The organism is Chitinophaga sp. sic0106 (genome assembly GCF_019219075.1).
Lineage (GTDB): Bacteria > Bacteroidota > Bacteroidia > Chitinophagales > Chitinophagaceae > Chitinophaga.
On record NZ_JAHUWJ010000001.1, the window covers coordinates 531,429 to 557,032 of the forward strand.

Below are 25,604 nucleotides of genomic sequence, written 5' to 3' on the forward strand. Positions count from 1 at the left end.
GCTTCTTCAGTTTCAATAGTGGCAATTTCGTTACATTGCGTAAAAATTCGCGTAGTGAGTAAGGATAAAAGCATAGGTATTATCGGCGGTGGTAGCTGGTCTACCGCGCTGGCCAAGATTCTGACCGACAACGGTCACCGCATTAACTGGTGGATTCGTAATGAGGATACCATCCGGCATATGCAGCTTCGCCATCATAACAAGCATTACCTGACATCTGTATATTTTGATACCAGCCTGCTGGATATGAGCAGCGATCTGGAATATATTGTTGGTGCAAGCGATCAGCTGATACTTTCTGTACCATCGGCTTTCCTGGAAGATGCTTTACGGGATTTGCCGGAGGATGCTTTTGATAATAAAGACGTGATATCCGCCATTAAGGGGTTGGTACCCAGTACCAATACCCTGATTAACAATTATATGGCGGAGAAATTCCGGGTGCCATTGGATCGCTATTTCACGATCACAGGCCCTTGCCATGCGGAAGAAGTAGCCAACGAAAAGCTGTCGTATCTCACCTTCTCCGGTGTTATTCCGGATAAGGCGCAGACCATCGCAGATAAGTTCACCAACAGCAATCTGCAAACGGTGGTGAACACAGATGTGATTGGTGTGCAGCTTGCGGCAGTATTGAAAAATATCTATGCGCTTGGTGCCGGTATTGCACATGGGTTGGAGTATGGGGATAATTTCCTGAGTGTGTTTATCACCAATTGTTTTGGGGAGATGCAAACCTTCCTGAAGCAATATGAAACCATACATGCAGCGGAAGAAGGGGTGGAGAGCACAGCGCATAACTACAGCGCGAGCGCTTACCTCGGGGATTTGCTGGTAACCTGTTACTCTTTACATAGCCGTAACCGTACATTCGGAAATATGATCGGGAAGGGATATTCAGTGAAGGCTGCACAGCTGGAGCTGAATATGATTGCGGAAGGATATTATGCCAGCAAGTGTTTACATGAAATGAACCGGGAAATCGGTGCTTATATGCCAGTGGCCCAGGCGGTGTATGCTATTTTGTGGCAACAGCTGCATCCTACGGAGGTGTTTATGGCCCTTGAAAAAGGCTTCATCTAGTTAACAAACATCTTTACAAATAAAAAAAGCGGGAGGCAGAAGTCTCCCGCAAAATTTCCCTTTCGGTATTGCATGAGATCCTAAACTCAGCAACCCTTTGTATAGATGAAATCTTTATTCTTCGTAATCGTCATAGCTATCCGCACCTGCTTTCATTATAGCCCTGACGTTCGGGAAATATTGTTTGATAATCCATACCACCCTCGCAAAATACGTATCACTCAACATTGGACCATCATAGTATTCCACTTCATTTGTGCGATCAGAAATAATGTATTCCGTTGGTGTTGTACTTCCGTTCAGGGAAGCCTGAAATCTTCTTTCTTTCGCCACTTTTCGCAGTACCACCTTATTGGGTACACCATCTACTTTGAATGTACAAGAGATATTCCGCATGTAATTCCAATTTTTGTAGTTAAATGGAAGAAATTGTCTCCGCTAAATTTGTTGCTCGTTTTCCATAATACTTTTCTCATGGTGATTTTGGTGCTTTGGCTATTCCGCTTCACCAAAATTATCAACCTTCGGACAAACTTCCGGTAATGTGAAACATATGCTTTCATAATGATTATAATTGAGTAATTATTGTTCGCTTGTTATGCTATTTGTAATACGAAGTAAATATTTATGTTTACAACAAACCTTAATTAGATGTTAACGATATGGTGGATTAACAAATGATTTACAAATGAAGCTGCCAGAAAGGGAATGAGCTTACCAAATTCCTCAGTTGTAGCGGCTGGTTTGTGGAAAAAATTCTACAGTTTTTGAAAGAGGTCAGCCAGGACACCGGGTATAACAGATGGATTAATATTTGAACTGATTGCACCGTACGGCTGTAATCTAGTAAAACGAAAAAAATTGTGGAACATGACCAGAACATTGCTATTTGTTACATCCTTTCCTCCCAGGGAATGTGGTATCGCTACCTTTTCCCAAGACCTCATCAACGCAATGGAGAAAAGCTTTTCCGGTAAACTGGAAATCGAAGTTTGCGCCTTACTTGAAGCCGGAAAACAGTTAACCTACCCTAATCCTCAGGTAACTTACACGCTTAACCCATTCGATATTGACAGCTGCGTGGCTTTCGCCCATGAAGTAAATGCAAACAGTAAAATCGACCTCGTCGTATTTGAGCACGAATTCGGACTCTGGGGTGGCGAATATGGCCATAACCTGCTGGGGATGCTGTCCCTGCTGGATAAACCCTTCGTAATCCGCTTTCATACCGTATTACCATATCCTGACCCCAAATGCACCAAGGTGGTAAGCCTTATCAGTGCACTTGCGGCCAAAGTGCTGGTGATGACAAAAGCCTCCGCCAGACTCCTGGAAGAGGTATACCATGTACCGGCATCCAAAGTGGTGCATATCCCCCATGGAACGCACGCACAAATCGTGGATGACGTCGACGTACTGAAAAAACAGTACGACGTACAAGGCAGAACCATCCTCAGCACTTTTGGCCTTTTATCAGAAAACAAAGGCATAGAAACCGGTATCAAAGCCATGCGCGAAATCGTAAAGCACGAACCGGACGCACTCTATCTGATCCTCGGTAAAACGCACCCGGTGGTATACAGCCACCAGGGCGAAAAATACCGGGAATACCTGGAGCAACTGGTAGCTGAATACGGACTCGAAAAAAATGTAAGATTCATAAACAGCTATTTGTCGCTCAATGCCCTGCTGGGCTACCTCTCCCTGACTGATATCTACCTCTTTACATCTAAAGATCCGCATCAGGCAGTAAGTGGTACATTTGTATACGCCATGAGCGCTGGTTGCGCCGTTATTTCAACGGAATTCGTGCAGGCAAAGGAAATGCTGGATGAACACTGCGGCTGCCTCATCGACTTCAATAATCACGACCAGCTGGCCGCTGCCGCTATTAAGCTCATAGCTAATCCGGAACTGCGTAATAGCATGAGTCTGAACGCTATCGAAAAAACACGCAGCTCCATCTGGGAAAACGTGGCACTCGCACATATGGGCGTCATCAGCGAAGTATTTGCAGAAGATAAACCACTGCTGCCCAACCTGCCAGCACCCTATCTCGACCATATCGACCGGCTTACTACCGAATTTGGTATGCTCCAGTTTTCCAAATACGATACCCCCGACCCGGAATCAGGCTATACCCTGGACGACAACGCCCGCGCGCTGATATCCATGTGTATGTATATGAAAGAGTTGCAACCGAGTAGCTTTATATATAGTCTTTGCCGTAAATACATCGATTTTATCGGCTACTGTCAAAAGCCATCCGGTAAATTTCTTAACTATGTAGCCATTGACGGGTCGTTCTCGGATATGAACGATGAAGTAAACCTGGAAGATGCCAATGGACGCACCATATGGGCACTCGGTTATGCCATGTCCAACTATAAATTCCTGCCTTTCGATATCCTGCAGGATCTCAATTCGATCTTCAGGCCATGCCTTAAATGGCTGGAGAGTCTCAAGTCGCCCCGTGCCATTGCATTCGCTATCAAAGGGTTATATTATTTCCGCCAATACCGCCGCAGCGATATTACGGAAGACATCGTTCGTACCTTAGCTTTCCGGTTACAGCAGGCCTATAACCAGGAGGCAGATGGCACCTGGAAATGGTATGAATCCTACCTCACATACGGCAATGCCGTATTGCCGGAAGCCATGATAATGGCATGGCAAATAACCGGGGACGACAGGTACCGGAAGACCGCCGAAGATAGCATGCACTTCCTTTGGCACAAAACCTGCAATAACAATCACATGAAGATGATCAGCAACAAGTCATGGTATCACCGCACAGATGTGGAAATTGCCGAAGGAGGCGAGCAGCCCATCGAGGTAGCCTATACTATGCTGGCACTTCATTCATTTTATAATATCACAAAAGATCCTTCCTGCCTGGAGAGGTCACGACTGGCTTTCAGCTGGTTTTTAGGTAACAACCACCTGAAACAGCTGGTATACAATCCCCTGACGTATGGTTGCTATGATGGCTTGGAAACAAATAACATCAATCAAAACCAGGGGGCAGAATCAACTGTCTGCTACCTGATGGGCCGTCTGCTAATGGAGGAATGGAATAAACATAAGTATGTTACATCGAAACAAGACAACAGCCTGGAACCGGCCAGAATCGGTTTCAACTGAGGAGAGAAAAACAGGACAACATATCCTGATTATAGACGATGAACCTGACATTTGCAGGTTACTGCAACTCAGTCTTGTTCGGCATGGCTATTCCGTAAAATATGTCCATGCCCTGCGCGACGGGATGCAGTACCTGCAAACCTATAAGCCTGACCTGCTGTTCCTGGATATCCACCTCCCGGATGGCTCTGGCCTGGATGCATTGCCTGTAATTAAGGGTATCATTCCTACACTGCCTATCATTACTATCAGCGCCTATGATAATGAAATGGAGAAACAAAAAGCATTGACTACCGGCGCCTCTTTTTTCCTCGCAAAGCCGTTCAACGTTAAAAGCCTAGATGAACTGCTCGGCAAGTTAAAAAGTTAGTAGTCCAGATTTTTAATATTTAAATTAGATAGCTGTTCCCATAAAATTATATGAATCCAGTATGAGAAATATTCTGATAATAGATGACGAAATCAACATCTGTACTTTGCTTAGTAAGTTTCTTACCAAGCACGGATTTGCTGTTGAAACTACGATGACCGGAACATCAGCCCTCAAGATGATGAAGGAAAAACCTTTTGACCTTGTACTGTGTGATTACCGGCTCAAAGATACTGACGGCGCCCAGCTGCTCCAGGATATTCGCCAGATCAATCCTAATACCATCGTAATCATCATCACTGGTTATACTGATGTACGTGTAGCCGTTGAAATGGTGAAAAACGGAGCATATGACTACCTGTCCAAACCACTGTACCCGGATGAAATTCTTAGCCTTGTGCATAAGGCTTTCGCACATAAAGAATCAGAACAGGAAAGACGTGCGTCCCAGCCTGTAGATGCCGGTAACGAGGCAGAAGCCCGCGAAACCTTACTGCAACGTAACCAGAACGATAAAAATGATAAATACGTTTACGGAGAAAGTGCTAACTCACAAGAGCTGATCCGACAAATAAAACTGGTAGCACCTACTGACTACAGCGTGATCATCTTCGGGGAAACCGGTACAGGTAAGGAATCAGTAGCCCACCTGATACACTATCACAGCAAACGCGCAGAGCAACCTTTCGTAGCACTGGACTGCGGCAGCCTGTCAAAAGAACTCGCTGCCAGTGAACTTTTCGGTCACGAAAAAGGTGCCTTCACCGGGGCTATTAATACTAAGATCGGTGCGTTCGAACAGGCGCAGGGCGGAACCCTCTTCCTCGACGAAATCTCCAATCTCTCTTATGATATCCAGGTAGCACTCCTCCGCGTACTCCAGGAAAAAGTAATCAGAAGAGTAGGTAGCCTTAAGGAAATACCTATTGATGTGCGCATCATCGTTGCTTCCAATGAAAAATTATCAGAATCCGTACAGCGCGGCAAGTTCAGGGAAGACTTGTTCCACCGCTTCAACGAATTCACCATATACATCCCACCATTAAGAGAACGCCAGGCCGATCTGCCACTGTTTGTAGAGGCATTCGTACGCCAGGTAGAAAAAGAACTGGATAAAACCTGCGGCAATATTTCTCCGGAAGTATGGGAATGCTTCCGCCAGTACAACTGGCCGGGTAATATCCGTGAGCTTAAAAATGTAATCCGCCGCGCATGCCTGCTCACACCGGAAAAAGAAGAAATCACCATGGCAGCACTCCCGCTGGAAATGAAAGAGTCATTTAATCAGCCCGCAGAAGAAATGCCAATGGTAGGTGAGTTTTCAGCTATTCTCTCCAATGAAAATGACCTGAAATCAGTAGCATTGCAAGCAGAGTACAATAAGATCATTAATGTGCTGAAAGAGGTGAAATACAATAAAACGAAGGCTGCACAACTGTTAAACATTGACAGGAAAACACTGTATAACAAACTGCGGTTACTTAATATAAATTACTAAAACCAGTTACTGGTTTTATTGCGCAATGGGTAAAGTAATAGTGAAAGCTGTTCCTTTACCCATTTCACTTTCTACGTGGATAGTGCCCTTGTGATTCAGCAGGATATTTTGGGTGCTGGTAAGCCCCAAACCTGTGCCCTTGGCCTTGCTGGTATAAAAAGGATCAAACAAACGTCCCTGCTGTTCTTCAGGGATACCAGGGCCATTATCGGAAATCCTGATGATCGCCTTATCCTGTAAACGCTTGGTGGCAATAGTTAAGATGCCTTCTCCCGGCGTCATGGCTTCAATCGCATTGATAACAATATTAAGGAACGCAATCACCACTTTTTCTTCATCGGCCACCACCTGGATTGTTTCATTTTCCAACAGCAACTCCAGGTTGATTTCATTCAGTTTCATACGATCCCTGGAAAGCGCCAGGGTATTGTTCAGCAACCGGTCCAGACTCACTGCTGATGCATGTAACTCCATCATACGGGTGCTGTGCAGCAGTTCCGTAATCAGCTGATTAATGCGGGTACAATTTCTCTCTATAATATCCGTATACAGCATTGCATCATCACTGGCAGATACGGCCTCATCATCCTTAAACTGGCTAACGGCCAGGAGTATATTGGTAAGTGGATTACGCACCTCATGAGCTATTACACGTGCAATACGGCCGGTAATCACGAATTTTTCCTGGTGTTGTTTTTCCTGTTCCTCCCGCTTTCTCTCCGTAATATCCTGGATCACACATAAAAATATTTGTGCTACTTCATCAAGCATGACTGCATTTATCTGCACAACCAGCTTTTGGTGGTCACTGGTTTTGAAGTCGTATTCCCGGGAAGCTTCCCCATCTTCACAAATATGTTCAATGAAATTGTCGCTCTGTTCCTTGTTGGCAAATAAGTCGCGCAGGTGCTTATTCAACAACACATCTTTCTCATACCTGAGCGTTCTCAACGCCGCGGGGTTGGCGTCTATGATGTTCTTGTTACAGTCGGCCAGCAGGATAAGGTCATGTGCTTTTTCAAATATACCGAAGTACTTTTTCTCACTTTCTTCGATCGTACGCAGATGACTGTACTCATCCAGTGCATAACGAATACTTCTTTCCAGCAGGTCAGCCGTAATATCTCCCTTAACAAGATAGTCATAGGCACCAGCCTGCATAGCTTCCCGGTCAATCGCATAATCGCCTTTACCGGTAAGCATAATCACCGGCGCCTGGAAGTCCAGTTCCTGAAAGTAATGAAGGATGTCCAACCCGGTAAATGGTCCCAGCCGGTAATCTACCAGGTATACGTCGTGCGCTCTCCGGTTAATGGCAGCTTTCCCTTTATCGAAAGTAGACGCCCATTCCAGTTTGTACTGGCCTGGAGAGATGTCATGAAGTAGTTCGTTGACAAGAAAAAAGTCGTCCTCATCATCATCAATCATAAGTATGTTAACTGGAAAGTCACTCATCGCTGTAGCAGGTTATATTTCAGGCGTTTGATAACATGCAGATTTACAGCAATAACGATGCTAGGCTTTATGTGGCTCCGCATATTCCTCATTTTTGAGCGGTTGCATCAAAGGTAAAATGACCGTGAAGGTGGCGCCTTTATCAGGATAGCCATTGGCCATTATAAAGCCATGGTGGCCGTCCGTAATCTTTTTGCATATCGCAAGCCCAATACCGGTTCCGCTATATTCACTGATGCCATGCAGGCGCTGGAAAATCAGGAAGATTCTGTCGGCGTAAGTCTGGTCGAAACCAATCCCATTATCCTCTATACTTATCCTGCAATATTTTTCTTCCCAATGGTTTTCTTTAACGAATCCGAGGTCTTCGCCGGACACCACCTCATTGTGGATATTTATGTGCAGTTGCCTGTCGGGGTGAGAAAACTTGATGGCATTGGCGATGAGGTTCTGAAACAGTTGATGAAAGGCGGTGGGATTGCCTTCAATGGCAGGCAGCTCATCAATACTGATCACCGCATTTTTTTCTTCCAGTGTTATTTCCAGGTCACTGGTGACTTCTTTCAGCAATTCATTCATATCTACCCGCACAATGCTTTCGGGCATAATGCGGCCGGCCCGGGAAAAGGTAAGGAGGTCGTTAATGAGTACACGCATGCGTGATACTGCGGCTACCATGCGATCTATCAGTTCGCTTGCATCCGGCGGCAGCTGTCCTTTGTATTTCACCTGCAGCCTGTCAGAGAAAGTAGAGATTTTCCGCAGTGGTTCCTGCAAGTCATGGGAGGCTACGTAAGCAAATTGTTCGAGCTCCTGATTAGTTTTATTTAAGAGGGTGATATTCTGTTGTAAATCTCTTTGGTAAGATTTTAATTTCGATTCAATATGCTGTTGCAGTCTTACTTCTTTTGTAAGGGTGATATAGGAATATATCCCGATAGTAATGGCTACCAGGGAAGATATGAAGATCATGGGCACCCACAGGCCACTAAAGAAGTTAAAGAGTTCCGATTTTTCGTGTACCTGGCTTTCCTCGATATGTATCATTTCCCGCACGGTGTGGTCGATCCGGTCCATCACACTTTCGCCGGCCAGCACGGTAGCTTTTTCTTCCTTGCTCATATTCACTTCTGAATTGCTGCCCAGGAGTTGTTCATATTTAATGGTGAGTAATTGCCGAAGGGTATCGAGGTGCAGCTGCTGTATTTTACTGTCGGCCGTAACACTGCGCAGCATCTGGTATTCTTTTTCAATTCGCAGGCTTCTGTCTTTCATGGAAGGGTCCAGAAAAGAGCTGTCTTTGGTGAGTTTAAAACCCCTGATAGCGGCCTCAGCCTCTTTGACCTGTTTGGTAATTACTTCCAGTCGCTTGGAAACTTCAATAGCGTGGTTAAGCCTGGCAGCATTATCCAGGAGGTTTTTGGCAACAAGATAGGAGAATATTGACGCTGTCACGATAACGGTAAACGCAATGAAAAAACCAATCTGTATTTTCTTGTGTACGGAAAAATGCATATCGTCTTTGTTGGTTACTGCAACGGCATTTGAAGATACACTATCTCCGGCAATTTTTGGTAGACTATCGTTTGTTTTCATGGCTGATGATGAGCAACAATTTCCACAGTTGTATCGCGAATTTCTACAACTCAGGTGGCTGCCGATGGTGATGGCAGACTAACTGTGCTGGAACGAACTTTGATTTTTCAATAATATATGTTCACCTTAAAACTGTAAGCTATGGCAAATAATCCAAAACCAGACAGGAACAAGGAACCAATTCCTACGCAGCCGGAAAAACCTTCGCCGGACAGGCAGGAGCCGGGCAAGCATGAGCCAACGCCCATGCAACCTCCGCCGGATCAACCTGAAATCAGGCCCATTCCTCAGGAAATTCCGGACCGGCAAACGCCACATCAGCCTGCTGATCCTCAAACTAATTGATAAGGCAAATTCAAGAGAGGGCGGGTACCATTGGTGCCCGCCCTCTCCTGGTAACTTAAGGTCTGTGATGGCTTATCCAAACAACAATTGCTCATCCCTGTCTTCCACAGGGATTTTCTGAATAAATTCATCGAAGCCCGGACCGTCATGGCTGCTGTAAGCGCCATATGCATCCAGGACATAACTTTTGTCTCCTTCCTTATCTTCCAGCACGTACAGGATGGAAGAATCTGAAGGGTCAGAGTCACCTTCAAACCGATATGTTTTGACAATTAACAGATCATCCGGGTTATAGATCTTCTGAGATTCCGGATTTTGCATGCGGCCATGGTCGCTGAGTTTCAATTCATGATCAAAGCCTCTCTCACGCAATTTTTCCATTACTCTTGTCAGTGTTGTCATTTCGCCTGGCTTTTCCATAAAAAAGGGTTTTTGGTTAATAATGAAAATCCAAAAGTTATGCCGCCTGCTTTGGTAACCTGATACAACACATGGTACCATTTGTGTGTTAGTTAAATTATAACCAAAAACCTTTAGTTATGAGAGCAATCTGGTCAGGCGCCATTGGTTTTGGACTGGTAAATATACCGGTGAAGCTGTATAGCGCTACTCAGGATAGCCACATAAACCTGGATATGCTGGACAGTAAAAATATGGGGCATATCCGGTACAAACGTGTAAATGAAGACACAGGTAAGGAAGTGCCCTGGGAGCAAATTGTTAAAGGCTATTTATATAACGACGAATATATTGTACTGGAAGATGAAGATTTTGAGGCAGCAAGTCCCAAAAAAAGTAAGGTGATCGAAATAACGTCTTTTGTTCAGGAAGAAGATATTGATGACATCTACTTTGAGTCTCCGTATTTCCTGGAACCCGCCAAGGGCGGGGAAAAAGCATATGAGCTCCTCCGCCAGACGCTGGAGAAAACCAAGAAAGCCGGTCTAAGCAGTTTCGTACTGCGTTCCTCGGAACATCTGGCGGTGATACGTCCCCGTGAGAACTATTTACTCTTACAGCAACTGCGTTTTGAAGAAGAGTTAAGGTCGGCCGAAGACCTGAACCTGCCAACAGGCGTGAAACTGCAGAAAAAAGAGCTGGATATGGCCGCCGCCCTGGTAAAGGAATACACGGAAAAATTTGACATCTCTGCTTATAAAGATGAATACAATGCCGAGCTGATGAAAATTATTAAGGCCAAGGCCAGTGGTAAAAAGCCTGTGGTGAAGAAAATGCGGGTGGTGCATACCAAGAGTGCCGACCTCTTTGATCAGCTGAAGGCCAGTTTGGGTAAATCAGGTAAAAAGAAAGTATCATGACGCTCACAAAGTATAAGGCTAAACGAAATTTCAAGGAAACAACGGAGCCACAGGCTGGTAAGCCTGATGCGGGTAAACACATTTTTGTGGTTCAGCGTCATCAGGCGTCGCGACTGCACTATGATTTCAGGCTGGAAGTGGATGGTGTGCTTAAAAGCTGGGCCATCCCCAAGGGGCCTTCACTTAATCCCGCTGATAAGCGGCTGGCCATGGAGGTAGAAGATCATCCCTATGACTATAAGGACTTTCAGGGAGTGATACCCGCCGGTAACTATGGCGCCGGCAGCGTTTACATCTGGGATAAAGGAACTTTTACCCTTCTCAATGACGAAGGCAAGAACTTCGACAAGCAAGCCCTGAACGAGATTAAAGCCGGTAATCTCAAAATAGTCATGAAAGGCAAAAAGCTGAAAGGGGAGTTTGCCCTGGTGAAAATGAAAACAGCGGAAACAAATGCCTGGTTGCTAATCAAGCATAACGATAAATATGCAGTGGATGAGTATAACAGTGAGGACTATACGCCCCAACGCGTGAAGGACCAGGGAGAGAAGAATAAACCCGTCCCCAAAAAAGCGGCTGCAAAAGCTAAAAAATAAGACAACGGCGCACGTTTGCCTTTCTGCTATCTTTGCAGCATTATGGCTAAAGGTCACATTCTGATTATCGACGATGAAGATCAGCTGCGTAAGCTGATGAGCAGGCTGCTGGCCCTGGAAGGGTATACCATGCACGAAGCCCCCAATGTACGTACTGCATTGAAGCTGCTTGAAAAAGAAGAAATCCAGGTAGTGCTTTCCGACGTAAAACTACCGGATGGTAACGGTGTTGAACTGGTGCAAACTATTCGCAGTAAGTATCCCCAATCTGAGATAATTGTGCTCACCGCATTCGGTAATATCGCCGATGGGGTGCAGGCGATCAAAAACGGCGCTTTCGATTACATCACCAAGGGAGATGATAACAATCGCATCCTCCCCCTCGTAAGCAAAGCCATGGACAAAGCAATACTGCAATACCGGGTCCGGGATCTCGAAAAGAAATTAAACGGAAAATATAGTTTTGATACCATCCTTGGCAACAGCGAGGCTATCAATAACGCCATTGCCCTTGCCCGCAAAGTGGCCATGACGGACCTTACCGTGCTGCTCCTCGGAGAAACGGGCGCCGGCAAGGAAGTATTTGCACAGGCTATCCACCAGTCCAGCAACCGCAATCAGCAACCTTTTGTGGCCGTTAACTGCAGCGCCTTCGGGAAAGATATCCTGGAAAGCGAACTGTTTGGTCATGTGGCCGGTGCCTTTACCGGCGCGGTAAAGGACAAGAAAGGCTTTTTTGAAGAAGCTAAAGGAGGCACTATTTTTCTGGATGAAATCGGGGAGATGCCAGTGGAACTGCAGGCTAAAATGCTGCGTGTACTGGAGGCCCAGGAGTTTTATAAAGTTGGGGAGTCCAGGCCCACCAACACGGATGTACGGGTGATTGCCGCAACTAACCGGAACCTGGAAAATGAAATAGATGCCGGGCATTTCCGCTCTGATCTCTTTTACCGTTTAAGTGCCTTCCAGATTGTATTGCCATCTCTCAACGAACGTAAGAAAGATATTCCTCTGCTGGCAGCCTGGTTCCTGGATCAGGTAGCGCCCAAGCTCAACAAGCGCATTGCCGGCATGACGCCGGCGTTTCTGCAAGCGCTGCAGCAGCATTCCTGGAAAGGAAATATCCGCGAGCTGAAGAACATCATTGAAAGAGCAGCGATACTAACGGAAACAGATACACTGGATGTGAATGTACTGCCGTTTGATTTCCGTCAGGATGCAACAGCACCGGCTTCTATGCGACTGGCGGAAGTAGAAAAGCATCACATCGCAAGGGTGCTGGCCCATGTCAAAGGCAATAAAACAAAGGCAGCAGAGCTGCTGGACATCGGTCTTACTACGTTGTACAATAAAATCAAGGAATATAATATCAACCTATAACCACCATCCCAGCAATACACAGGTGAGTACAATTACCGGCGAAGGTAATTTGCTGAACAGCAGCAGGGCCAGCGTGGCTATCATCACCATGATATTCACCGGGGATGCCGGTATCGCAAAGAAGAGGATAAAGGTGGCGGCCCACATAATTCCTACCACAACTGCGTTGATGCCTTCCAACGCCCTGTAAATGATCACATATTTTTTCAGGTTGTGCCAGATCGGGAAGAAAAACAGCACCAGTAACAAGCTGGGCAAAAAGATCGCCACCGGCGCCAGGATACAGCCCAGAAACTGGTAGCCCATACCCAGGTTACGCATGGCCATCCCCCCTACATAAGCCGAAATGGAAAAGGTGGGGCCGGGAAGGGCACGCATGATACCCGCTCCGGTAAGCAGCTCTTCTGCGGAGAGGAACTGGCTTTTAGCACGAAACACGTACTGCTCCAGCATCATGGCGATCAGGATATCACCACCGCCAAATACCAGGCTGCCGAAGCGATAAAAGTTTTCAAAGAGGTTAAACGGGCGACGGGTGATCCAGTCGTGTGTACGTGCCAGCTCCGACATAAAACCCGCCAGGATAAACAGCAATACAAACAGCCAGATGTTACCCCATTGTATCTTCTTCGGCTTTTCAGCGATATCGGGGATACGCTTGTCGCTGAAGTTGGTAACGATACCGCCGCCGATGATAAGCGCCGGGAAAGTCCATGGTGATTTAAGGAAACAGGCTACCAGCATGGCACCTATCATGATACAAAAGGTGGCTGTGTTTTTTATACTGATCTTGAAAGCTTTGATGCTCCCGTAGGCAAGGAAGCCTACCGCCATCGGCTGTACGTAAATGAAGATATCGGTGTGAAGTGCTTTCTTATCAAAGTATTGCAGCAGGAAACTCAGTGATCCCATCAGCAGGCAGGCCGGCGTAATCCATATCAATAAGGTGAAAATGGCGAGTAGCACGCCTCCTCTTTTATAACCAATAAGGGTAAGGGTTTGGGAGGATGATGCTCCTGGCAGCAGCTGGCAGAAGGCGTTATATTCCATCAGTTCCTGTTCGGTAACGTCTTTGCGTTGTTGCACGAATGTTTTCATCATCATTGCCAGATGGCCCTGTGGGCCGCCATAGGCAGTGAGACTATGCAGGAGTACTGCTTTCAGGAATGGAATATGACGTAGAATCACAGTTTTAGTTAAGGGTGGTTAGCCTTTGCGATACAATAGTATAATATAGTTAAAGTAACGCAAAATACAACAGTGTTGCTAATTATTCCAAAGAGGAGGGTTATTACAGGCACGGTCCTTGTAATATCCAGCACTGTTGAATTGTGTTATGGCCTTTTATCCGTTGTGTGCATTTGCATCTGTAACCGTGTAGCCTCGCATTTATTGGGCAGTTAACCTGCTCTCAATAATAACCATATCGGATGTTCGAAAAACCAAGATCTGACTGGAAACACCAGTTCAGATATGCAAGCTTAAAGTCCCGGAAGGTTCACACTTTCCGGGGCTTTAAGTTTTATCATTTGCACCAGGGCTATTATTTTTTCAGCCCTATTTCACGGAGGCGTTCATCGAGGTATTCACCTGCGGTGATGGGCGTATAGGCGAGCGGGTTATCAGCAGTAACACAGCTTTCCAGGCTATCCAGCTTCATGTCTGACTTAGGATGCAGGAAGAAGGGAATGGAGTAACGGGAAGTGCCCCACATTTCGCGTGGAGGGTTTACTACACGGTGCGTGGTTGATTTCAGTTTGTTATTGGTTAACCGTTGCAGCATATCACCTACGTTTACCACAATCTGTTCTGGCAGGGAGGTAACGGGTACCCAGTTGTTCTGTTTATCAAGAATCTGAAGGCCGTCGGCGGAAGCGCCTACCAGCAGGGTAATCAGATTGATATCTTCATGCTGTTCTGCTCTGATGGCTGATTTAGGTTCCTCTTTAATAGGAGGGTAGTGAATCGCTCTCAGAATAGAATTGCCGTTATGAATTTTATTGTCGAAGTAATCTTCATCCAGGCCGAGGTAGAGGGCGATGGCCTGCAGCAGGTAGCGGCCTGACTGTTCAAAGCCGCGGTAGGCTTTAAAGAAGGTAGGCGTGAATGCCGGTACCTCATCTACCTGTACGTTTGCCGGATAATGTTCAACGGTTGTATCGTTATCTTCCACAGTTTGACCGAACTGAAAAAACTCTTTCAAATCCGGTGCCTCGTAGCCTTTGGCGTGCTCCTTACCAAAAGAGGTATAGCCCCGCTGGCCGGCTAGTTCAGGAATTTCGTATTTGTGCTTTATGTCGAACGGGAGTTTAAAAAACTCCTGCACGTATTTGTACAGGTCAGCGATCAGATCATCAGGAATGCCGTGGTTTTTAACGGCCACAAATCCTACTTCTTCATAAGCCTTGCCCAATTGCTGTACAAAAGCAGCCTTGCGACTGGCGTCGCCCGACGTAAAGTCCGCGAGGTCCACGGATGGAATGGAGTGGGTAATTGCCATAATGCTATTGTTTTGGAGTGGTAAAGGTAGCAAATCCTTACCACATGGAATCCGGCCCTGCGGTTAGCAGGACCGGTATTATGGCTATTTGCTGAACCAGGCAGTTTCCTGCGGTGTGATATCGGTGACGGCATAACGGTCAATTTTATTGATCAGCATCTCATCCATGATATCAACCAGGTTTTTATAGTTGGCAGTTTTATCGGCCTTGATAAGTACCATGAGATCGTTGGAATGGAACTTCTCCATTACAGCAGCCTTTTTGCTGATCAGTATATCCCTTATGCCATTCTTATTGGCGAAAGAGGTATGATGTATTTGCGGATCGGTGTCCATGCCTTCGTACCATACCACCCGGTTATTGGGGCCAAGGATTACAGTCAATGCCTTGGATTCGCCCAGCTTCATGGGTTCTCCGTCGGTACGCGGCATGAGCAGGTTCAATGTTTTTGGTTGGGCCATGGTGGTGGTGAGCATAAAGAAGGTGATGAGCAGAAAGCCAAGATCCACCATGGGCGTCATATCCACGCGGGTTGATTTTTTGATGCTTCGCCTTTTGCCTTCATGGCGGTTGCCGGATGTGTTATTCATTTCAGCCATTGTATAACAGTTTAGTATAAACGAAAATGGTTGAAAGCGCCTTCATCAGTAAGATGCGGCGGGGGGTACATTCCATAAATAACGGGCAAAAAAAACTCCCGCGGAGTGCGGGAGTTGCTATGATTAGAATTCTGCGTTCTTCGGTGTTCTTGGGAAAGGAATCACGTCCCTGATGTTGGTCATACCGGAAACAAAGAGTACGAGTCGCTCGAAGCCCAGTCCGAAGCCGGCGTGCGGTGCGGTACCGAAGCGGCGGGTATCCAGGAACCAGCTCAGCTCTTCTACAGGAACATGCATTTCTTCCATGCGTGCTACCAGTTTGTCGTAGTCTTCTTCACGCTGGCTGCCACCTACGATTTCGCCGATGCCAGGGAAGAGGATATCCATTGCTCTTACCGTTTTACCATCGGCGTTCAGCTTCATGTAGAACGATTTGATTTCTTTTGGATAGTCGGTGAGAATAACTGGTTTTTTAAAGTGTTTTTCTACCAGGTAGCGTTCGTGTTCGCTCTGGAGGTCAGCGCCCCAACCTTCGATCAGGTATTGGAATTTCTTGTTCTTATTAGGTTTGCTGTCTTTCAGGATGCTGATGGCTTCTGTATAGGTGAGTCGCATAAACTCGTTGTTCACAACGAACTCAAGTTTTTCGATCAGGCCCATTTCAGAACGTTCTGCCTGAGGTTTTGATTTCTCTTCTTCTGCGAGGCGGCCGGCGAGGAATTCCAGGTCTTCCCGGTTGTTTTCCAGCGCATAGCTGATCACGGATTTGATGAACTCTTCCGCGAGGTTCATGTTGTCTTCCAGTTCATAGAAGGCCATTTCAGGTTCGATCATCCAGAACTCAGCCAGGTGGCGGGCGGTGTTGGAATTTTCGGCGCGGAAGGTAGGTCCGAAAGTATAGATATCACCCAGTGCCATGGCGCCCAGTTCACCTTCCAGCTGACCGGAAACGGTGAGGTTGGTGGAGCGGCCGAAGAAGTCCTCCTTAAAGTCTATATCGCCACTTTCGGTGCGTGGGGGCTTGTTCATGTCCAGGGTGGTTACACGGAACATTTCACCGGCGCCTTCTGCGTCAGAAGCAGTGATGATAGGGGTGTGGAGGTATACGAATCCTTTATCCCGGAAGAACTGATGTACGGCGAATGCGAGTGCGCTGCGGAGGCGGAAGATAGCGCCGAATGTGTTGGTGCGGAAACGCAGGTGAGCAATTTCACGCAGGTATTCGAGGCTGGGCCTGTTTTTCAGCTGCAAAGGATATTTTTCAGGGTCGCAATCGCCCAGGATGGTCAGGGAAGCAGCTTTCAGCTCTACCCGCTGGCCTTTACCCAGGGAAGGAATTACTTCCCCTACCGCGCTGATGGAAGCACCGGTAGTGATGCGCTTCAGCGTAGCAGGATCGGTATTCTCAGTATCTATAACTACTTGGAGATTATTATTGGTAGAGCCATCATTCAAAGCTATAAACTGATTGTTACGGAATGACCGTACCCAACCCTTTACTGTAACTTCATAGTTAGCCCAGTCGTCTGCCAGGATCTGCTTAACTTTTACCCTTTGGCTCATAATAAATAAATTTTAGGACTGCAAAAATAAGTGGAATTATCCATAGTGCATAGCCCGTTTACCTGCAATTAACGTCGTAAACGCAAGGCTGCTTTTGCCAATGAAATGTTAAAAAAGTACTTAATATGGCTGCAATCTAGCGGCAACAAGGAAAGGAGAGGCCAATGAGGGGTAAATTTTTTTGGATAATTATGAAAGTTGTTTTAATCTTGCGTTATAATCTGTCTGATTAAGTCCAAATTACCACCTTCATCAGCAGTTCCTGAACTCAACATTCCCTATCAAATTTAATAATCAAATTAAATTTATTGACTCAAAACAATTATTTGTAATTGGTGCGTGTTGGTATGCAGTGGTACCCGCCTCATATGACTTCTAAAATTTGACAATTCCGATGATGTACGACATCTTACAATTGAACGACATGCTCGTTCCAGAGCTGCTTGATATAGCAGAGAAGCTGGACGTTACAAACGCAAAAAAACTGAATAAACAAGACCTTATCTACAAGATCCTTGATAAACAAGCTGTAATGGCTTCTGCAGATAACCCAGCAAACGGAGAAGAGAAAAAAGCCCGCAAACGCAAACCTGTTAAGAAAGACGAAGAGCACGCCGCTGAAGAACCTCATCACACTGACGAAAAACCAGCAGCAAAGAAACCAGCAGCAAAAAAAGCCACCACAGGCAAAAGCAAGGATAACGACGATAACTCCGAAACCACTCCGAAACCTAAAATCAAAAACTTCGATATAGACCTCGACAGCATTCCTTCTCTCACCTTCGATGACGACGATGATATCATTATCCCATCTTTCACTGAAGATATGCAGGATGAAGAAGAAGAAGAGGTAAAACCAGTATCTGCACCTGCTGCAAAAAATTCAAGGGTGCAGGAAGAGGAAGAAGAAGAAGAGGAGGAAGAAGAATTGCAGGATGAAGATGATGATTTCGTGATGCCTGAAGAGCCTGATACCATTGCTCCTGCTGCACAAAAAAATAAATTCAATAACAAAAAAGAGCCTGCATTCAATATCGAATTTGATGGCGTGATTGTTAGCGAAGGCGTACTGGAAATGATGCCTGATGGTTATGGTTTCCTCCGCTCATCTGATTATAACTACCTGAGTTCTCCGGATGATATTTACGTATCTCCGTCTCAAATAAAATTATTCGGTCTCAAAACCGGTGATACCGTGAAAGGTGCGGTGCGCCCTCCGAAAGAAGGTGAAAAATATTTCGCGCTCCTGAAAGTTGAAACCATCAATGGTAAATCACCTGAAGAAGTACGCGACCGTGTACCATTCGATTATCTCACTCCGCTGTTTCCTTTCGAAAAACTGCGCCTCACTACCACATCCAATAACTACTCTACCCGTATTATGGATATGTTCACACCAATCGGTAAAGGACAACGTGGTTTGATCGTAGCACAACCGAAAGTGGGTAAAACCATGCTGCTGAAAGAAGTAGCCAACGCAATCGCTACCAACCATCCTGAAATTTATCTGATGGTAGTACTGATCGACGAACGTCCGGAAGAGGTAACTGATATGGAACGCAGCGTAAAAGCAGAAGTCATCGCTTCTACCTTCGATGAGCCGGCAGAAAAACACGTGAAAGTTTCCGCTATCGCATTGCAGAAAGCAAAACGCCTGGTAGAATGCGGCCACGATGTAGTGATCCTGCTCGATTCCATCACCCGCCTGGCACGTGCACACAACACCGTAGCACCTGCATCCGGTAAAGTACTGAGTGGTGGTGTGGAAGCTAACGCTATGCAAAAACCTAAACAGTTCTTTGGTGCGGCACGTAAAATCGAAAATGGTGGTTCACTCACCATCCTCGCTACCGCATTGATCGATACTGGTTCTAAAATGGATGAGGTAATCTTTGAAGAGTTCAAAGGTACCGGTAACATGGAGTTACTGCTGGATCGTAAACTGGCTAACAAACGTATCTTCCCTGCTATCGATGTATCAGCCTCCTCTACCCGCCGCGATGACCTGCTGCTGGATAAAGACTCTCTCAAACGTATCCATATCCTCCGCAATCACCTGGCAGATATGAATACCGACGAGTCTATGCACTTCATGCTGCAACATATGCGCGGAACCAAGAATAACGAAGAGTTCCTGATTTCCATGAATGGATAAGCGGAATTTTTAGAATAAATGAAAACGCCAGTGATGCATGTCACTGGCGTTTTTTATTTTCCTTCCCGAAGTCCCGAGGGACTTCGTTTTTTCATCTGCCGAAGGCATAGCATGCAAAAACAAAACAGCCGTCTCAAATGAGACGGCTGTTTCTATTACCATAAAATTTTCACATAAAGTCACTAGGTAACTACTAGAACAACCAGTTAACACCCAGAGCGAACTGTTGAGTGAACTTGAAGTCGAAAGAGCTGGTGTTGGTTTTTACGCCAGTTGCTTCAGCTTTATCCTGAGCCCAGGTGTAGTTAATACCACCGAACATACCTTCAACCATGAAGTGTTTAGTTACGAAATAAGAGATACCTGGCTGAACGTTAACCGCGAAAGCAGTAGTGGTGCCGATTTTAGTATCATCAACTTTGGAATTACCGAAACCGTAAGCAGCATTACCTTCAGCGAAGAATGCGAATTTAGAATCACCCAGCATGTGGTAGTTACGAACGAAGATACCAGGAGCGATAGCTAAATTTTTATTTTTAGTACCATCAGCTGCTTTATCAGTGCTGAACTGAGTGCCTACAAACACACCCACCATCCAGTTGCTGTTCAGGGCATAACCTACTTTAGGGCTGATACCGAAAGAAGTGCTGGTGGTTTTATCATCAGCGCCTTTTGTTTTAGTGGAAGAGGTGCTAACTTCGGCAGTACCACCTACCAGGAAATCACCTTTGGAGATTTGCGCGTTTGCTACTTGGGTGCCGAACAGAGCTGCTGCGGCAATTACAATCAACTTTTTCATCTTTCGTTAATTTAAATATTCATTAAAACTGTGCTTCCTTTCAATTTTGTTTCTACATACCGAGCTTCGGATCCTGGTCGATTGCAATACAATACTTGTCTGACTATTTGACTTTTTCGTTTCGCGGGTCAAATGTACGGGCAAAAACTATTCAACCAAATTTTTTTGTTAAGAAATTGTTACGTATCCTTCGCGCACTCGCATTAATTATTAGGGTTGCAAGCGCCCTGTAATGAGCGGAAATATAGATGGAATGGGGTTTTTGACGGTGTCAACTGGATTTAGTGCTCACCTTGAAGCCGGGTTAATAAATCTTTCTTTCTTCTTTCCGAGATCTCCAAAGTACGGCCACTCTGTAATATTACCCGGGTGCCATCGCCTGAAAGTCGCGCCACCGCTGATAAACGTACTATTTGGGAATTATTTAACTGATAAAACTTTAACCCGGAAAATAATTCCAGGTAATACCTGAATGTGCCGGCAGCAGAAAGGGTATCGCCAGTGCGGAGGTAAAAAACTGCCTTGTCATCCGCCAACTCGAAATATTCAATATCTCCCAATAACACCACCCACTCCCGGGAATTATTATCCGCAATGATCACCTGCCACTGATGGTTTTGCTGACTGTTGAAATTTTCCATCAGCACCTGGTAACGCTGCGTTGCCTGCTTGTCTTCCACCCGCCGCACCACTGTATTCACCGCGTGCAATAAACTCTCTTTATCCACCGGTTTCAAAATCAACTCCACCTCGCTCAACCGTATTATCTGCAAAAACTTTTTTTCAAACGCCGTCACAAAAATCGCTTCAAAACTCACTTCGCCTTGTGTGGCAGTAAGAATGTCAAAACCAGTGCCATCGGGCATTTCCAGGTCCAGGAATACCAGCTGCGGCTGATGCTCCCTGATCTTGGCAATACCATCTGTGCTATCTGTAGCCATAGCCGCTATTTCGACGAACGGACAATACTTTTCCAGCATCAGGGCAATAATGTCCCTGCTGTTGCGCTCATCGTCTATAATAACTGCTTTTACCATATACTAACGTTAACGATTACACTTAAAGTTGAGGAATCAGTATCCGGATCATTGTGCCGGAGTTACATTCCTGCTCCAGCGCCTTGTCAATAATCTCAATCTGAATTTCGGTATTGTACATCTTATTCAGCAAATCCGCCCTGTTCTGGCTGATTTCCATACCGGACGACTGATGATGCTTTGGCAAACTACGCAACTCCCGCGCACGGGTAATACCGATGCCATTGTCTTCTACAATACACTCCAACATGTCTGATTCGATTTGGGTAAACCGGATGGATAACTTGCCGAGCACCTGTTTGGGATTGGTCATACCGTGCTTCACGGCATTTTCCACATAGGGCTGCAGTAGCATAGCTGGTATTTCCAACTCCGCAGTAGCGATCTCCGGATCTACCACCACCTCGTATTCCATACGGTTTTCAAAGCGCATTCTTTCAAGGCCAAGATAAGTATTCAGATAAGTAATTTCATCTGCCAGAGATATAAAATTTCTACGGGAGAAGTCAAGCGTTTTGCGGATCAGGTACGAGAAATCTGACAGGTACTTCTGTGCAAATTCAAAATCACGCTGCATTACAAACAACTGTATGGAGTTAAGACAGTTGAATATAAAATGTGGATTTATCTGCGCGCGGATGGCTTTCAACTCTATCTCCGTGAGTTTTTTAACATACTCTGTTTCCAGCTGGATCTTGCGCTGTTCCTCCAGTTCCTGCTTTTTGCGGAGTATTTCGGTGGTCTGTTCTTTCACCAGTTCTTCCAGTTGCTCATTCAGCTTGCGTTGCAGCTCCTTGTTTTTATTCAGTTGTTTGATCAGCATTTCCTGGGTACGGGTGCGCTCCATATGCACCAGCTTATTTCGATAACTGAGTCCTGCCAGCACAAAGAAGGCCTGCAGCAGGATGCCGCCGATTAACAACACCGTTGGTGCAGATAATTCTCCCAGCGCGCCCACTAACCCCAACGGACGTACGTGAATCAGGAATGAGCCCAAACACGCCAGGTACAGGCATACCGAGCCAAACAGGAAAAATTTCACTAGCGGGTGATGCTGTGATCTTCTTGCCAATGCAATAAAAATCGCCAGTAAAGGTACCAGGGTGCCAAAGTATACATAGCCATATATAATAGTTGGGAGATGATATTGCTCCATGGCTATCAGGTATATGCAGATGATTATTAGTCCGCCCACTACGGCGGCCACCCAGGTGAAAATCCTTTCCATAAAGGGATAGCGCTCCTTCAGGTTGAGAAAAGCGTTGCCAAAAAGGAGGTACATCAGGTAAAAGCAAAACAGCAATCCCGGAATATCCCAGTAGTATTTCAACATGGGCCAGCGGTGGAAAAACGACAGTTGATAAGGCTTGCTTTCCAGGCGCAGTGCGAAAAAGAGAATCAGGCCCAGTACATAAATCGCAAAGTAGAGGTAGGATCTGTCGGGCAACTGTATATAGTTAATCAGCGAAATACCGAGTATGACCAGCAGCATGCCCAGCAAAACGAGTATCACCACGGATTCGCGGCGGTAGCCTTCTACCTGTGTACTCTGAAACGTCACAAATGCCGCGGAGTTATACAGGGTGGGTACGAAAGGGTTTTCGTTGAAAGATTTATTGATGATATGGAGGTAAAAGGTGCGGGTATCGTGGGGCGGAATATCAGCCACGAATCCGTAGTTATTCCAGCGTTCCACGCCACCGCGGTCCAGCATCAGCCCTGTTTGCATCAGGAGGCCGGGCATCTTTCCGGGGGCTTGCTGGTACCAATACATGAAATCATGCCATCCGGTAAACAGCAGCCAGGAAGCGTTGGTATTGCCGGGATTTTTGATATTGATTTTAAGCCAGCAGTTATTAGGCTTGCTGTTGTTACGTGGTGCGGCATGAAACAGTTGGTTGTTGGTATAAAACGGCAGCTGCGGCACTGCGTCTATACTGAGGTTGCCAGTGGCGTCTTCAAGGGAGCCAATGTAGGGACGCAGATCTATGGCAACAGGCGCCGCGGAGGGCTCTATTGTTAAGGTATCGGGCAGTGCGCTCCGGTTCGTGGCAAAGGTGATAGCCGCTGTGCAACAGCACAGGAACATTAATAACAGAATGCGCTTCACAAATAGCGAATAAATTATCTAAAATAATTGGTCGATGGCGTTGGCCAGTTGCCGGTCTTTTTCAGTGACGATATCACCGGCATCGTGTGTACACAGATAGATTTCCACCTTGTTATACACATTTGTCCAGTAGGGGTGGTGGTCCATCTTCTCGGCCGTTAGTGCTACTTTCGTCATAAAGGCAAAAGCTTCCCGGAAATCCTTAAATGTAAAGCTCCGGAATAACTGATTGTTTTTTTCTTCCCACATATGCGGAAATGTTTTACCGTAGGGCTTTCTACGTGGACTGGTTAAGATTATTATCGGTTATGTCCTGTCTAAAAAATGAGGTTCATCTTATTCCTGATCTCTCGTATATCAAGTAAAGATACTAATTGTACCTGCGGTACGTGCCTTAATTCTTCCACAATTTTTTTCACATCTTCCGCCTTGTAGTAGTCGCCTTTAATCATCCAGAGGAAATGGATCTGTTTGAGCTCGGGCAACAGGAATTCGGCCTGGCAGTGGTTGTTGTAGCAATAGTGAACCACGGCATTGGTAGGCTCGTGAAAATCCAGCACGGGGAAGTGGTAGGACCTGTTTTTTTTAGTCAGGGTAATTTCCAGGGAGTTGTTGACCCTGAAGTTGGTATGCAGATGACGGTTGATCTGCCAGCAGAGCTGGTAATCCCGGGCAGAGGAGGCAATACCAATCAAATGGGAACTATCGAAAAAGTCCTCCACCAGTTGATCCTGATCCAGCTTCAGTTTAAGTATCGTCATAATTAAAGATAATGGGGAAAATTATGCAATGTTGCAATCGGGGTATTATTTTTTGATTTTTTCATACCGGAAGCGGGTGGGGCGCCCGCTTCCGGTGGTTTATGGCTGTTGATCTTCTTTTCTTTTATTGCGCAGGAGGGTCCTTTTGGGCTCCGGCACCTGGTCGTAGTTGTAGGGGCAGTGTTTACAGCCATTGCCGCAACAGTGGCCACGGTCGAGGTGAAACTTTGCTGTAAACACCATATAGCCCTGTTCGTTATAATAGAAATCAACCTTTTCTATCAGCGATTTCTTCATCAGTTGCTAATTTAATATTACGCCAGTCCAGCGGAGCTTCCGGCAGCTGGAATTTGAGGAAGCGGATGGTGCGGCCGTCGGCCAGGTGCGACCTTTCATAATGTGTCTGGATTTGCAGGAGTGCTGGCACTGGCTGCAGCGCATATACGTCGGAGATGTTCTCGATTAATTTACATCCTGCCTGCTGTATTACCTCTTTGGTAAACTCATAGAGTTCTTCCGAATCAGTTTTCAGGTTGATGGTAGCGCCTGGGGCGAGCAGGGGCTGATATAAGGCCAGAAATTTCGGGTGGGTCAGGCGCTTTTTGGATTTCGACTGACGCAGGAACGGATCAGGAAAGGTGATCCATATTTCGCCTATTTCGCCGGGGGCAAAATAGTTGTTTAGTTTATCGATTTGGGTGCGCAGAAATGCCGCATTGGTCAGTTTCTCATCCAGGGCGGTTTTGGCGCCTCTCCAGATGCGGTTACCTTTCAGGTCCACTCCCATAATATTCCTTTCCGGGAACAGCCGGGCCAGTCCTACGGTATAGTCACCTTTACCACAGGCCAGTTCTAATGTTACCGGATTGTTGTTATGAAAGAATTCATGCCATTTTCCCTGCATCCCTTCGGGATAGATCAATACATTAGGAAAAGTTTCTATTTCAGCGAAGCGTTCTAATTTTTTTTGTCCCATTTGGGCGCAAAAATACATATTTGGTTGGTCACGTACAAAGCTGAGGCCCGGATTAGGAAAGGGGCGGCCTTATTCCGGCAGTTTTTTCACGTCTATGTAGCATGGAATGGGAAAGTGAGGCGGCGGTTGGTTGTTTTTGTTACGGGAGATGTTAGCGCCGCGGGCTTAAATATCTCCCGAAAAGAAAAATAGGAGGGGGATAAAAGCAAAAAAGCCCGTGAGCATAACCCACGGACTCTTTAAACCAATTCAGCTGTAGGAGGAGGAGTCGAACCTCCACGGGGCAGTTAGCCATAGTACAAGTAAGATTAGTGGTC

Annotated in this window: 24 protein-coding genes; 9 read left to right on the forward strand and 15 right to left on the reverse strand. The window is 46.0% G+C overall.

The genetic code is table 11. The annotated features are described in order from the left end of the window. Positions 1–54 precede the first annotated feature (54 nt). The gene (locus KW844_RS29365; protein WP_370626446.1) at positions 55–1,083 is read left to right on the forward strand and encodes an NAD(P)H-dependent glycerol-3-phosphate dehydrogenase; all 1,029 of its coding nucleotides are present in this window, start codon (positions 55–57) and stop codon (positions 1,081–1,083) included. A 114-nt stretch (positions 1,084–1,197) separates the two neighbouring features. On the opposite strand, the gene KW844_RS02270 is transcribed toward KW844_RS29365, so the two are convergent. After that, positions 1,198–1,479, reverse strand: coding sequence for a hypothetical protein (locus KW844_RS02270; protein WP_218375078.1), 282 nt, complete (start codon positions 1,477–1,479; stop codon positions 1,198–1,200). A gap of 474 nt (positions 1,480–1,953) precedes the next feature. Between KW844_RS02270 and KW844_RS02275 the strand changes: the two genes are divergently transcribed. The 3 genes from KW844_RS02275 (at position 1,954) to KW844_RS02285 (ending at position 6,095) form a co-directional block, all read left to right on the forward strand. Further along, entirely contained in the window at positions 1,954–4,227 is a 2,274-nt protein-coding gene (locus KW844_RS02275; protein ID WP_218375079.1) for a glycosyltransferase, read from the forward strand. Next, a complete protein-coding gene (locus tag KW844_RS02280; RefSeq protein ID WP_218375080.1) occupies positions 4,172–4,597 on the forward strand; it encodes a response regulator transcription factor in 426 nt (141 codons plus the stop codon). Before KW844_RS02275 ends, KW844_RS02280 begins: the two co-directional genes overlap by 56 nt. 61 nt (positions 4,598–4,658) lie before the next feature. Further along, positions 4,659–6,095: a sigma-54 dependent transcriptional regulator gene (locus KW844_RS02285; RefSeq protein WP_218375081.1), complete on the forward strand. Its 1,437-nt coding sequence runs from the start codon at positions 4,659–4,661 to the stop codon at positions 6,093–6,095. A 15-nt stretch (positions 6,096–6,110) separates the two neighbouring features. On the opposite strand, the gene KW844_RS02290 is transcribed toward KW844_RS02285, so the two are convergent. Both KW844_RS02290 and KW844_RS02295 read right to left on the reverse strand, forming a co-directional pair. Further along, entirely contained in the window at positions 6,111–7,550 is a 1,440-nt protein-coding gene (locus KW844_RS02290) for a hybrid sensor histidine kinase/response regulator (protein WP_218375082.1), read from the reverse strand. Positions 7,551–7,610: 60 nt separating this feature from the next. After that, positions 7,611–9,146 (reverse strand): ATP-binding protein, encoded by a 1,536-nt coding sequence (locus tag KW844_RS02295; RefSeq protein WP_218375083.1) that lies wholly within the window; start codon positions 9,144–9,146, stop codon positions 7,611–7,613. A gap of 141 nt (positions 9,147–9,287) precedes the next feature. Here KW844_RS02295 and KW844_RS02300 point away from each other — a divergent pair, with 141 nt between their 5' ends. Further along, complete coding sequence (locus tag KW844_RS02300; protein ID WP_218375084.1) at positions 9,288–9,491, forward strand: hypothetical protein; 204 nt, start codon at positions 9,288–9,290, stop codon at positions 9,489–9,491. Positions 9,492–9,563: 72 nt separating this feature from the next. On the opposite strand, the gene KW844_RS02305 is transcribed toward KW844_RS02300, so the two are convergent. Next, positions 9,564–9,911, reverse strand: a complete 348-nt coding sequence (locus KW844_RS02305; protein WP_218375085.1) for a hypothetical protein — start codon at positions 9,909–9,911, stop codon at positions 9,564–9,566. Positions 9,912–10,030: 119 nt separating this feature from the next. Here KW844_RS02305 and KW844_RS02310 point away from each other — a divergent pair, with 119 nt between their 5' ends. From KW844_RS02310 to KW844_RS02320, 3 genes are read left to right on the forward strand one after another with little or no spacing between them, the layout of a single operon-like run. Next, positions 10,031–10,810, forward strand: a complete 780-nt coding sequence (locus KW844_RS02310; protein ID WP_218375086.1) for a Ku protein — start codon at positions 10,031–10,033, stop codon at positions 10,808–10,810. Beyond that, positions 10,807–11,406: a DNA polymerase ligase N-terminal domain-containing protein gene (locus tag KW844_RS02315; protein WP_218375087.1), complete on the forward strand. Its 600-nt coding sequence runs from the start codon at positions 10,807–10,809 to the stop codon at positions 11,404–11,406. Before KW844_RS02310 ends, KW844_RS02315 begins: the two co-directional genes overlap by 4 nt. A gap of 42 nt (positions 11,407–11,448) precedes the next feature. Next, positions 11,449–12,786 (forward strand): sigma-54 dependent transcriptional regulator, encoded by a 1,338-nt coding sequence (locus KW844_RS02320; RefSeq protein WP_218375088.1) that lies wholly within the window; start codon positions 11,449–11,451, stop codon positions 12,784–12,786. Here KW844_RS02320 and chrA read toward each other — a convergent pair. From chrA to asnS, 4 genes are all read right to left on the reverse strand, one after another. Beyond that, on the reverse strand, positions 12,781–13,974 hold the full coding sequence (gene chrA / locus KW844_RS02325) for a chromate efflux transporter (protein WP_218375089.1): 1,194 nt from the start codon (positions 13,972–13,974) through the stop codon (positions 12,781–12,783). The two genes, KW844_RS02320 and chrA, sit on opposite strands and share 6 nt — an antisense overlap. A gap of 355 nt (positions 13,975–14,329) precedes the next feature. After that, on the reverse strand, positions 14,330–15,286 hold the full coding sequence (locus KW844_RS02330; RefSeq protein ID WP_218375090.1) for an isopenicillin N synthase family oxygenase: 957 nt from the start codon (positions 15,284–15,286) through the stop codon (positions 14,330–14,332). Between the two features lie 84 nt (positions 15,287–15,370). Next, positions 15,371–15,886 carry a biopolymer transporter ExbD gene (locus KW844_RS02335; protein ID WP_218375091.1) on the reverse strand — a complete coding sequence of 172 codons (516 nt, stop codon included), beginning with the start codon at positions 15,884–15,886 and terminating at the stop codon, positions 15,371–15,373. A 123-nt stretch (positions 15,887–16,009) separates the two neighbouring features. Continuing rightward, on the reverse strand, positions 16,010–17,449 hold the full coding sequence (gene asnS, locus KW844_RS02340; protein ID WP_218375092.1) for an asparagine--tRNA ligase: 1,440 nt from the start codon (positions 17,447–17,449) through the stop codon (positions 16,010–16,012). 424 nt (positions 17,450–17,873) lie between these two features. Here asnS and rho point away from each other — a divergent pair, with 424 nt between their 5' ends. Then, positions 17,874–19,604 carry a transcription termination factor Rho gene (gene rho / locus KW844_RS02345; protein ID WP_370626461.1) on the forward strand — a complete coding sequence of 577 codons (1,731 nt, stop codon included), beginning with the start codon at positions 17,874–17,876 and terminating at the stop codon, positions 19,602–19,604. Positions 19,605–19,797: 193 nt separating this feature from the next. Here rho and KW844_RS02350 read toward each other — a convergent pair whose 3' ends face one another. From KW844_RS02350 to trmB, 7 genes are all read right to left on the reverse strand, one after another. Continuing rightward, positions 19,798–20,403, reverse strand: coding sequence for an outer membrane beta-barrel protein (locus KW844_RS02350; protein WP_218375093.1), 606 nt, complete (start codon positions 20,401–20,403; stop codon positions 19,798–19,800). A gap of 281 nt (positions 20,404–20,684) precedes the next feature. Continuing rightward, entirely contained in the window at positions 20,685–21,440 is a 756-nt protein-coding gene (locus tag KW844_RS02355; RefSeq protein WP_218375094.1) for a LytTR family DNA-binding domain-containing protein, read from the reverse strand. Positions 21,441–21,462: 22 nt separating this feature from the next. Further along, complete coding sequence (locus tag KW844_RS02360) at positions 21,463–23,550, reverse strand: histidine kinase (RefSeq protein WP_218375095.1); 2,088 nt, start codon at positions 23,548–23,550, stop codon at positions 21,463–21,465. Between the two features lie 18 nt (positions 23,551–23,568). Next, positions 23,569–23,799, reverse strand: coding sequence for a 4a-hydroxytetrahydrobiopterin dehydratase (locus KW844_RS02365; RefSeq protein ID WP_218375096.1), 231 nt, complete (start codon positions 23,797–23,799; stop codon positions 23,569–23,571). A gap of 68 nt (positions 23,800–23,867) precedes the next feature. Next, complete coding sequence (locus KW844_RS02370) at positions 23,868–24,311, reverse strand: IPExxxVDY family protein (protein WP_218375097.1); 444 nt, start codon at positions 24,309–24,311, stop codon at positions 23,868–23,870. Positions 24,312–24,410: 99 nt separating this feature from the next. Continuing rightward, the gene (locus KW844_RS02375) at positions 24,411–24,608 is read right to left on the reverse strand and encodes a DUF5522 domain-containing protein (RefSeq protein WP_218375098.1); all 198 of its coding nucleotides are present in this window, start codon (positions 24,606–24,608) and stop codon (positions 24,411–24,413) included. Next, positions 24,580–25,287, reverse strand: coding sequence for a tRNA (guanosine(46)-N7)-methyltransferase TrmB (gene trmB / locus KW844_RS02380; protein WP_218375099.1), 708 nt, complete (start codon positions 25,285–25,287; stop codon positions 24,580–24,582). Before trmB ends, KW844_RS02375 begins: the two co-directional genes overlap by 29 nt. Positions 25,288–25,604: the final 317 nt, after the last annotated feature.